This window comes from Mycobacterium sp. ENV421, from assembly GCF_002887815.1.
In the GTDB taxonomy this organism is placed as follows: domain Bacteria; phylum Actinomycetota; class Actinomycetes; order Mycobacteriales; family Mycobacteriaceae; genus Mycobacterium.
In genome coordinates this window covers 1-8016 of record NZ_PDHO01000070.1, presented here as the reverse complement: position 1 = coordinate 8016, position 8016 = coordinate 1, and the positions used below count along the sequence as shown (strand labels likewise).

10 protein-coding genes are annotated in these 8016 nt (G+C 61.6%); 7 read left to right on the top strand and 3 right to left on the bottom strand.

What is annotated here, in order from left to right; genetic code table 11:
• Positions 1–32 precede the first annotated feature (32 nt).
• Positions 33–965, bottom strand: coding sequence for an AraC family transcriptional regulator (locus CRM90_RS29015; protein ID WP_102810321.1), 933 nt, complete (start codon positions 963–965; stop codon positions 33–35).
• A gap of 131 nt (positions 966–1096) precedes the next feature.
• On the opposite strand from CRM90_RS29015, the gene CRM90_RS29010 reads away from it, so the two are divergent.
• From CRM90_RS29010 to CRM90_RS30420, 3 genes are read left to right on the top strand one after another with little or no spacing between them, the layout of a single operon-like run.
• The gene (locus tag CRM90_RS29010; protein ID WP_102810320.1) at positions 1097–1816 is read left to right on the top strand and encodes a carboxymuconolactone decarboxylase family protein; all 720 of its coding nucleotides are present in this window, start codon (positions 1097–1099) and stop codon (positions 1814–1816) included.
• A complete protein-coding gene (locus CRM90_RS29005) occupies positions 1809–2492 on the top strand; it encodes a carboxymuconolactone decarboxylase family protein (RefSeq protein ID WP_102810319.1) in 684 nt (227 codons plus the stop codon). Before CRM90_RS29010 ends, CRM90_RS29005 begins: the two co-directional genes overlap by 8 nt.
• Positions 2489–2716, top strand: a complete 228-nt coding sequence (locus CRM90_RS30420) for a hypothetical protein (RefSeq protein ID WP_142391488.1) — start codon at positions 2489–2491, stop codon at positions 2714–2716. Before CRM90_RS29005 ends, CRM90_RS30420 begins: the two co-directional genes overlap by 4 nt.
• A gap of 39 nt (positions 2717–2755) precedes the next feature.
• Here the strand turns inward: CRM90_RS30420 and CRM90_RS29000 are convergent.
• Positions 2756–3900 (bottom strand): IS3 family transposase gene (locus CRM90_RS29000; RefSeq protein ID WP_102810318.1). Its coding sequence is split into 2 segments (ribosomal slippage): positions 2756–3633 and positions 3633–3900, totalling 1146 coding nucleotides; the frame shifts between segments, so codons are not numbered across the junction.
• Between the two features lie 88 nt (positions 3901–3988).
• Between CRM90_RS29000 and CRM90_RS28995 the strand changes: the two genes are divergently transcribed.
• The 4 genes from CRM90_RS28995 to CRM90_RS28980 all read left to right on the top strand — a co-directional run bounded on the left by CRM90_RS28995 (position 3989) and on the right by CRM90_RS28980 (position 6892).
• Positions 3989–4288: a hypothetical protein gene (locus CRM90_RS28995; RefSeq protein WP_142391487.1), complete on the top strand. Its 300-nt coding sequence runs from the start codon at positions 3989–3991 to the stop codon at positions 4286–4288.
• A 3-nt stretch (positions 4289–4291) separates the two neighbouring features.
• Entirely contained in the window at positions 4292–4867 is a 576-nt protein-coding gene (locus tag CRM90_RS28990) for a carboxymuconolactone decarboxylase family protein (protein WP_102810316.1), read from the top strand.
• Between the two features lie 132 nt (positions 4868–4999).
• Positions 5000–5644, top strand: a complete 645-nt coding sequence (locus CRM90_RS28985; protein WP_102810315.1) for a class I SAM-dependent methyltransferase — start codon at positions 5000–5002, stop codon at positions 5642–5644.
• A gap of 264 nt (positions 5645–5908) precedes the next feature.
• The gene (locus CRM90_RS28980) at positions 5909–6892 is read left to right on the top strand and encodes an SDR family NAD(P)-dependent oxidoreductase (RefSeq protein ID WP_199190101.1); all 984 of its coding nucleotides are present in this window, start codon (positions 5909–5911) and stop codon (positions 6890–6892) included.
• A 198-nt stretch (positions 6893–7090) separates the two neighbouring features.
• On the opposite strand, the gene CRM90_RS28975 is transcribed toward CRM90_RS28980, so the two are convergent.
• A partial coding sequence (locus CRM90_RS28975; RefSeq protein WP_233209579.1) for an ISL3 family transposase occupies positions 7091–8016 on the bottom strand: 926 nt, incomplete at its 5' end.

Sequence of the window (8016 nt, the reverse complement as noted above, 5' to 3'; positions counted from 1 at the left end):
CACCGGCCAGTCAGGCCGCGTGACCGAAACTGTCACCTGATCGTGCAGCAGACCCGACCGGTGTCTTCCAGGTAGCGCGTGGCTTCGGCGAAGCGGGCGTTGTCCACGAGCGACTTGAAGCTGGTGCCTGCCTTTTCGATGCGCCGGTGCAGTGTCCGTGTGGTCACGGCCAGGCGTTCGGCCACTTCCTCCATGGCCGGATAGTAGCCGGGCATTTCAGTGATCAGGGCTTTCACCTGAGGGATGATTGCCTCGCCCTCGGCGGGGTGTCTTGTCAGTCGTTCCATTTCCTGTGAAACCTGCTTCTCGACCAGGTTGCGGGTCTGCTGGTTGGCCAGGGGCAGCGGGCGGTCGAGCACGTCCCGCCTAAAGTGCAGGCGGTTGCCGTCGGCGTCGAAACGAATAGTCAGAGGCGCCCGGTAGAAGACGGAATAGAGTTCCGCATGCGCCGGCTCGGCCATCGACATTTCCACCGTGGCCGGCGGTATGTCACCGTCGAACAGAAAATTGGCCATGGTGGCAAAGCTGAATACCAGGCTCTCAATGACGAAGCGCTCGACGTCTTCGGGCAGTTCGGCGTTCAGATCAACGTGGATAACGGCTTCGCGGTCTGTTTCGGTGAGCCTCAGGTCCACCAGTGGGGAGCGGGTGGCTGCATACCTGAAGCCAACCTCCAGCGAATCGCGCACGTTGCTGCTGAGCATCCCTACAACGCCGAGCAGTCCGTGGGCGTGAAGGTTCAGTTGCTGGCTAAGGTACAGACCCAGCGCAGGATCATTGCTCAACCGCAAGGCTGCATGGATGGCGCCGGTGACTTCAGTCAAGTTCAGGTAATGGTCCGGCTGGCTGAGGGTATCGCGTGCGAGACCGGATTCTCCCAGCCATCTATCGCCGTCAACGCCGCGCCGTTCAAGTAGTTCGGCCAGCACCATCAGGTAGCTCCCGACGATGGCTTTGGATGTCACGCTGTGTTCCTCCTTCTGCCGATGACAGTGTCTTTAAATGACTGAAATCTGTCGAATCATGACCTGCGCCCACTCCGGCGCGGCTCCTAGCATGGGGTCCATCAACAACCATCCTGTCTGGAGAATCGATCATGAAGGCAGATTTCAGATCCCCGCATCACACACCGGTAGTCCATGGGGCCGGATTCAGGAAGCGCAAGTACCACCTGGCCTGGGCGGCACGGGACGCGCTCAATGTGTTCCCGAGGCTGTATGACATTCATGCCATAGCCGTGCGTAACCGACTACCTGAGGATCTGCGCGAGGAGATCATGGTGGCGGTATCACGGGCCAATGGCTGCACCATCTGCAATTTTACCCACCATGAATTTGCCCAGCAGGCCGGAGTCAGCCAGGAGCGGTTGCGCCAGCTTGAGACGGCAGACTATCGCGAATACGACCCGCGGCGGAAGCTGGCAATTGATTACGCTGTGGCCCGTTCACTGTCTGATTTTGGTGAGATTGATCCAGACCTTCGGCACCGCTTCTGCGAGGCTTATAGCGAACAGGAGCAATACGATATTGATTTCGTGGCGCGCTTTATCACCATCATGAACCTGTCATGCAACAAGCTTGAGGCGCTCTATTCTCGGTTCAATGGAGAGCCGGCGCAGAACAGTTCTGTGTTTGGCGAGCTGGTTCTGTCGGGCATTGCATTGAGTATTATTCCGGAGATGTACGGGCTGGTGGCGCTGTCGCGAAAGCAACGCTTCAGCCAGGTGGTGCGGGATTTCTTCGAGTTCGCGCGCCATTACGAAACGGTGGTAGAGCCATTGTTGCCTGAAACCAGCAAGGAGTACAGCCATGCTTGAACTCTTCCGCACCCGGAAAGCCTCCGGGCCTTTTTCCGGCTTCAAACACAAGACGGCTACGCTGAAGGAGCTGGCCGTCCACGGGCTGAATCTGGCGGTCAGTCCCAGTAATCTCTACGGTATTTTGATCTCCAAACGCTTTGATCCGGCATTCCGTGAAGAAATCATGGTCGCCATCGCCACGCTCAATGCGTGCAAGTACTGCAACTATGCGCACCACGATTTTGCCCTGCAGGCGGGGGTCAGCAAGGAAGACCTGATGCAGCTTGAGGGGGTTGCGCCCGAGAACTTCGATGAGAAGAAGTTTCTGGCCATCACCTATGCCCGTGAACTGGCGAATAGGAATTTCACCGGACTGACGCCAGCATTGGTCAAGCAACTCAAGGAAGAATATACCGCTCAAGAGCGGGGGGATATTCAGACGACGGCGCGCATCATCATGTTGTTCAGCATGATCTGCAATACTTCAGATGCGTTTCTGTCCCGACTGGGTGGTGAGCCGGCAGAGGATAGTCGCACGCTCGATGAAGCCATCGTCGCGGCATTATTTTTCGGCGGAATCTTACCGGTGGTCGGGTTGTATCTGTCGGTGTCTCGCGGCCAGAATCCGATTGAAACACTGTCGGACTTCATTCACTTTTCTGATAATTACACCGAACGGAGGATGAGCGCATGACCGAAACCAGTACAGCCAACACCATACCGATGCCGACTTCGTCGATTCATTTGAGCAACGGCATGGGGGAGCAGGAACTGGAGGCGATCTTCGCGCAACTGGCCGCGCCGCGTGTTGCTGATCTCAGTGGCGCCTATCGGGGCCGACTCCACGCGGTGGAAGGTGTGCGTCGTCTGCCACAGACTCTGCGTCGACCGGTTCATGTGGCGAGTCCCCGTTACTGAGTCCACCCGGAATTAGAGCCAGGTTGTCGTCGTTCGGTGTCAGTTGATCTCGCAGGCCATGGCGTAGTGGTCATGGCTGCAGGCCGCAGCGTACTCGGCCGGTGTCCGGTAACCCAGCGCTGAGTGCCGATGCCGTGTGTTGTGCTCGTCCTTGAAGTCGCCGATCACCACCCGGGCCTCGAATAGGGTGTTCCAGTGGTTGCGGTTGAGGCACTCCTTCCGAAGCCGGCTATTGAACGATTCGATGTGCCCGTTGTTCCACGGCGTGCCCGGCGGGATGTAGACCATGCCGGTCTTGTTCTCGCAGAACCGTTGCAGCGCTTGAGAAACCATCTCCGGACCATTGTCCATGCGCAGCACCATCGGCGGCCCGCCGGCTACGTCGAACACCTTCTCGAGCTCGACGACGAGACGGTCGCCGGTGATCGAGCGCTCCACCAGATGCAGCAGCGATTCGCGGGTGTGTTCGTCGACCATCGACGCGATCTTGACCGCCTTGCCATCGGTGGTGGAGTCGAACTGGAAGTCGATCGCCCACACCACCTTCGGGGCGTCGGCGATCACCTCAGGCGCCGAGCACACCCCGGCCCGTTTGCGCGGGCTGTGGACTCGGCGCTGCAGCCCCTCCTGGCACCACAATCGGTGCACCTTCTTCACGTTGATCTCCTGGCCCTCGTCATGCCGCAACGCTGCCCACGCACGCCGGAACCCATGACACGGGTGTTTGGTGGCGTACGAGCGCAGCCAGGCCCGCACATCGGCGTCTGGATCGGTGGATGTCTGTGCCAAGGGCAGCCGTCGGTGAGTCGAGCGGGAAAGCCCAACCGCCCTGCATGCCAACCGTTCCGACATGCTCAACGTCTCCTTGAGCATGTCCACGGCGCGGCGCTTGGCGGCCGGGCTCAGAATTTTCCCTTGGCCACCTCGCGCAGAGCGTCCTTGACCAGCTCGGCTTCGGCGAGCAGCCGCTTTAGGCGGGCGTTCTGTTCGCGGAGTTCCTTGAGTTCCTTGGCGGCGTCGGTGTCCATGCCGCCGTAGGCGCGGCGCCAGTTGTACAACGTCGCGGCCGACACCCCGAGGTCCGCGGCGATCTCCTCACCGGTCCTGCCCTCGGCCGCCAACTCATCAGCTCGGCGCAGCTTGCGCACGATGTCCTCCGCGGAATGCCGCTTCCGACCAGCCATGTGTTCATCGTCCCTTCCAGCCCGACATCGGGCCACAGGACTCTAAAACTGGTTGGACTCATTCACCGGGAACACGCCACATGTGCTGGTGAACTCACCGCTGTCTCCGTGGAAAGGCAAATACGTCGACAAGCGCCAGGGCGGGAACATGCTGTTCAATCGCCAGGGCAAGTACCAGCTCGGTTTCTATGACGTGCGACGCGGGCAGGCTTTTGATGATGGTCGGCCAGTCATTGAGCTGGATTATGACGTGCCCCAAAACCCGCCAACACTGTGGCCGATTCGCGGTGAGCTGCGGACGCTGGGTGACCAGTACTATCTTGCGCGCATGCTGTATCGCACGGCAGGTGGTTTCTTCACGGTCCTGTATTTCACCCTGGAAAAATAGGCCATGGTCTTTGACAAGCGCACGCTGCGCTCAGGAGAGCTGAGGCGTCATCTGGCTAGTGCCCCCTCATTACTGTTCAAGGTCGCCTCCGCTTACGGTCACCAGCGCCTGACGCCGGCCTTCTCGGAAAAGCTGATGTTGGTGGTGACGTCTGTGTTGCAGTGCCGCTACTGCAACTGGGTCCACTCGGAACTCGCGACGCGCTTTGGCGTGGAGCCCACGGATATCGAGGCGCTGCTGGCCGGTGATCTTTCCGTGGCACCGCCTGACGAGCGGCCCGCCCTGGCGTACGCGTTGGAGTATGCAGCATCCGAAGGCGCCCTCCCCGACAGTGAGCTGGAGGGCAGTTATTCGGCGGCGGTGGCCAGGGATATTCATGCGCTGGTGGAATTTGTCGCCCTGACCAACAAGGTGGGCAACACATTTGATGCTTTTCTCGGCCGTCTGCAGGGCCAGCCCGCCAGTGATTCGAGTGTTGCCATCGAGCTGGGCGTGGCAATGATGATGGCGCCGATGTACAGCGCCGCGGGAGTTATTACCCGCAAGGGCCGGAACCCCTTTGTGACGCTGGAGAGTTGAGCGGTGCTTTGGCCTTTGAGGTCAGGACCCTGGCCGTGGCGATGTAAGACCGCCCCTGTCGCACGTCGCCGCAAGTGTGCCCGCGCCGCGCGGGCATGATTTAGCAGGACCTCACCGGAGGGAGCACTCGACATGTCGAGACACACCGAACACCGCCAGCGTTGGCATCGCTACTGGGACAAGAAGGCCCACAACTACGACCGCGAGATGCAGTTCTTCGAGCGCGCCCTTTTCCGCGACTCCCGCAGCTGGGCCTGCGGGCAAGCGACCGGGGACGTGTTAGAGGTCGCAGTCGGGACCGGGCTCAACCTAGGCGCCTACGCCGACGGAGTCACACTGACCGGCGTCGACCTCAGCGATGCGATGCTCGACGGTGCCCGCGCGCGAGCCAGGCAACTCGGGTCCAACACCACTCTGCTGCAAGGTGATGCACATTCGCTGCCTTTCGACGACGCGTCGTTCGATACGGTGGTGTGCACGTTCGGGCTGTGCGCGATCCCCGACACCGATGCGGCGATAGGCGAGATGCATCGGGTGCTGCGCCCCGAGGGACGATTGATTCTCGTCGATCACATCGAAAGCTCATCCCGTACCGCGAGAGTCGTACAGCGCCTCCTCGAAACCCTCACCGTGCCGTTGGCCGGCGAACATTTCCTCCGGCGCCCCCTCACGAAGGTGCGAGCAGCCGGGTTCGACGTCGAACAGGTACAGCGATTCAGACTCGGCCTCGTCGAACGTCTCGTAGCCCGAAAACGGGTCTGCTGCACGAATAGGTGACATCTGAGTTGATCTGCCCCAGGTGGGCGGGCTGGAAGGATGTCCTTGTGGGTGGGCGATTTCAACGTGGTTAATGGCCTGAGTGACGGGAGTTCTTCCCTACGACGGCTTTGGTTTCTCTGCCACGACGAGGGCGTGTCCAAGCAGTCGATCGGCAATGGCGCGCCTGGCGACGTCGAGCAACTCTAGCCCCGCAACAAGTCGGAAGCGCCGCAAAGCGAGCCCGAGCAGAGCGAGCCCGAGCAAACCGAGTAGGACTTAGGAATGGGCGAGGCAAGCATGGATGATACGAGCGATTGGGTCGGCCTTGTGGCGGAGACGAACCAGCAGGCTGGATCCGACCCCTATAGCAGTCACACCTTCGACGAGCTCGCGCGACTTCCTACGGTCTTTCGGAACGATCTCTTCGCCGGCAAGTCAGTGCTTGTCTCGGGTGGTGCAGGGGGGATCGGCCTCGCGATCTGCACGCTCTTCGGACGCTTGGGCGCGACAATCATCACCTGCGGGCGCGATCCTGCCAAGCTGGAGAAAGTCGAGGAGCAGCTAAAGTCGATCGGAGTGGGCTGCTGGTCGATGGTCGCGTCGATTCGGGACCCCGAGCAGGTGGCGGCGCTGATGGATCGGGTGTGGGAGCGCCAGGGTGGGCTCGATGTGCTCGTGAACAATGCAGGCGGGCAGTTCGCCGCTCGCTCCGTCGACATCAGTCCCAATGGCTGGGCGGCGGTCGTCGAGACAAACCTCTACGGGACTTGGTACATGATGCAGACGGCGGCCCGGCGTTGGATTGCCGATGACGGCGGAGAAGCCCGGCCCGCCGGAACCGTGCCCGATCGATCCGTCGTAAACATCAGCACATTGACCGGACAGGGAAGCATCGGCGTTCCCCATACCGGTGCAGCCAGGGCCGGTCAGATTCAGCTCACCCGGAGCTTGGCGCTGGAGCTTGCACCTCATGGCGTGCGAGCCAATGCCATCGCGGTCGGCGTTGTGCGAAGTCCAGGGCTGGCCCACTATCCGGCGGAGGCGCGGCCGAGCTTCGACCACAACCCGCAGCGCCGACTGGGCGACGTTCACGATGTGGCCGAAGCCGCGGTCTACCTTGCCGGGCCGGCAGCCCGATTTATCACGGGTACGGTCCTGGAGGTCGCGGGCGGAGCTAATATCTGGGGGGAGTACTGGCCGCTGGGCAAGCCCGATTGGTTCCTCGTCGACGAAAGACCCACAGACGACGCTAAGAACAAGGGGTGAGGGGCTAACGAAGCTCCGGATCGAGACCGCCCGCCGCCGCCAAGGTGTCGCATGCGGCGGTTGGGCCTTGCCCACTCAACTGCGCTCGTGTTCGACGGTCTACGGCATACGCGGGGATGGGCCTTGACCGCGACTTTCTGCCGGGGATGTCGGCCGTAAGTGCCGTGAGGCGACGGTGCGGAAACAGGCTCTTCCGACTCAACAGGGGTGGGGCCTGGTTCTGGATGGCGCTCGCCGTGATTGGCGGGTGCACGCCCACCGTACGCGGCGGCGTTGATTCTCGGGTGTTCTGAAGCCGAAGGCGATGCGCCCGATGTGTTTGACGATGCGGTTGTAGCCTTCACTGCGGGCGTTGGATAGCCCCGTCTGGATTGCGAGGATCATGGGCTCCTGCCAGGTAGACATGGTCCGGGCGAACGTGGCGATCTCGGGTACCGAGCACGCGGCGCAGAATGCGTAGAACCGGTACAGAGCATCGCGGATCTCGTAGACCAGCCCACCACGTGCGGTGCAGGCCAACACATCCCGCAGGAGTTCTTTGGCGATCCAGGCCGCCGCGATGTCCCCGTTGGGGTCTGCCGAGGTCAGTCGATCGAACAGCGTGTGGCGTTGATCCTCGGTCAGCCGTTCAGCGGCGCGTAGTAGCCGGCGCCGGTTGATCCACTCCGGATCGCTCTTGCGGCCACGCCGCAAACGGTGGGCTGATGTGGTCCGGCGGCGGACCTCATCGACCATGTCGTTGGCCTTCTTGACCAGATGGAAACGGTCCACGACCAGCTTCGCGTGCGGCAACGCCTCACGGGCGGCCTTGGCGTAGGTCAGCGACATGTCGATCGTGACGAACTCGATCCCGTCCTTCCATGCCTGGTCGCGGGCCTGCAGCCAGTCGGTCACCTGTTGCGCCGTCCGCCCGTTGACCCGAACCAACAATCCGCCCGTGCCGGTGATGTCGACCAGCCCGGTGTCCCAGCGGTCCACCCACCTGCGCACTCCGGTACTCGGGCAGGTCTCCCATTTGGCCTTGCCGCGCCGTGTTTCATCAATTCCCAACACCCGCACCGGGGTCGGTTGTTGACCGTCTCTCGGGATGACGACGACGGGGTATGCGGTCGTCATTGAGCGTG